Genomic DNA, 1,961 nt, shown 5'->3' on the forward strand with positions numbered 1-1,961 from the left:
TCTCATCTTTGACAGTTGATAAAAGTCAAAAGCTTTGAAACTCTTTAAAATAGAGCGTTCAAAGCTTTTTTGTTTATTCACGAAAGTGAGTAATTTATCTACGACTTTGTCAATCTAAAAATTTTTTTCATCTGGCTCGAACTGACAATCTGGTAATCCGTGCGGAACCCGGCCACTTCATGCAAATCATCCGTGAAGTCGGTTCTGGTATAGGCAGGCAGGTAGCCATTCCCTTTTACCTCCAGGAAATTCATGTCTCTTAATCCATGGATGATCTCTTGACATGTATACCTTTCATGCAGCTTCTTTTCAAGGAACCTGAAAATGACCAGGGAAAGGAAGCAGGTGGTGAAATGTGCCTTGATCCTGTCATCACGGCTCAGATATACTGGCCTGGCCTTGAACTCGCTCTTCATGATTCGAAAGCATTCCTCAATTTCCCAGCGTCTGTGATTTATCCTGATGATGGCAGAGGCGTCATCCTCAAGATTTGTGCATACGCCATAGAAGCCGTCAAACGCCTCCTCCTTTGCAATCAAACCGGTGTCAATGTTATAGATTTCGTGCCTGGCAACCTCTCCATCGGCAGTGCAGTAGGTTTTCGCAATAAATCTTTTGTAGTCGTTGGGGTTGCACTTCTTCAGCTTCACGGTATTGCCCTTGATCAGTTTCTGCGCCCGTTCTATTTGGGAATTTCGTACGGTTTGCTGGTAATCGTGGTATTTGATCGAGTAAGTCACAATGAGTTTCTGTTCCAAACCGTTTTCCTTTATCCAGCGTTGCTTGTAGAACACCGTATCCTTGTCCTTGCCTTCGTCAAGTTTGGAAATGTCATGGATTTTCCCGTCAATGGAAGAGATCCATTCTTTTGGATCAAGGGCCCATGCTTTCAGGTGTGATTTTAGCTTTTTGATGGATTGGGTTGTAATGAACGCCCGGTTCCCCCGGTCGTTGAACCTTCTGTTGTCCACGGATGCCAAACCGGCATCCGTGCATACGATAAACCTGGATAGGTTGAAATCAGACAGGATTCTCTCTTCCAGTGGTCTCAAGGTTACCTGTTCGTTGGTGTTCCCTTTGTTGATGTTGAAGGCGAGGGGAATGCCGTCGCCGTCCATGAACAGCCCCATCTGTACGATGGGATTGGGCCGATGCTCTTTTGAAACGCCATACTGCTTAAGCCCATCCTCCTGCTTGATCTCGAAAAAGTAATTGGTGCAGTCGTAATATAGCACCCCCACATTTCTTTTGGAACGCTTCAGGCTGTTGGTGTAAAGGGAGGACTGTATGTAATCCGTCTCCGCGGCAATGACTTCGAGAGCCCTGTATATGTGCTGAAGCTCGAATGCCGGCTGTTCGATGAACTTTGCGGAAAGCTGGTAGGTTGCAAGTTTTGAGGAGGGATAGATGATTCTTGCATAAAGTAGTCTTGAAAGAACCGAGTTGAGGTCGAACGTGAATTTGTATTTCTTGGCGATTTCATTGCAGAGCCCATTCAGCCCAAGCTCATGGTATATCTGCTGGAGGAAAAGATAGCCACCATTGAAAGAGCGCTGTTCATCCTTAGCAATGACCTTGGCGGGGGAGTACTTGACGATGACCTCAAGCTTCTCCTCCTTTTCCTTTCGGTTAAGGTCTTCGATGTATCTTTTTGCCCACTCGATGGGATCCTGCCCGTTGAGTTTCCTTTCCAATTCAGCCATTGTTCCGAGTTTTTCCACGACGATGGTTGAACGCTTCCCGTGTTCATAGATGGATTTGGTGACATAGAGGGAGGTAGCGTTCTTGGATTTCGATAGACACAATCTCACTGATAAAACACCTCCAATCCCTCTTATTATAACACGTTACGCCACATTACGCACTATTTAAGGCGAAAAATTTGACAAATTTCCAATAAAAAAAGCCCTGATTTCAAGGCTTTCAATGATTTCGCTTTTTATGCAAGTGTCAAAGACCCG

Annotated in this window: 1 protein-coding gene; it reads right to left on the reverse strand. The window is 45.2% G+C overall.

Translation table 11 applies throughout. The annotated features are described in order from the left end of the window. Positions 1–98 precede the first annotated feature (98 nt). The gene (locus tag DCCM_RS00715; RefSeq protein ID WP_104370558.1) at positions 99–1,811 is read right to left on the reverse strand and encodes an IS1634 family transposase; all 1,713 of its coding nucleotides are present in this window, start codon (positions 1,809–1,811) and stop codon (positions 99–101) included. Positions 1,812–1,961 lie beyond the last annotated feature (150 nt).

This window comes from Desulfocucumis palustris (assembly GCF_002933875.1).
Taxonomy (GTDB): domain Bacteria; phylum Bacillota; class Desulfotomaculia; order Desulfotomaculales; family Desulfocucumaceae; genus Desulfocucumis; species Desulfocucumis palustris.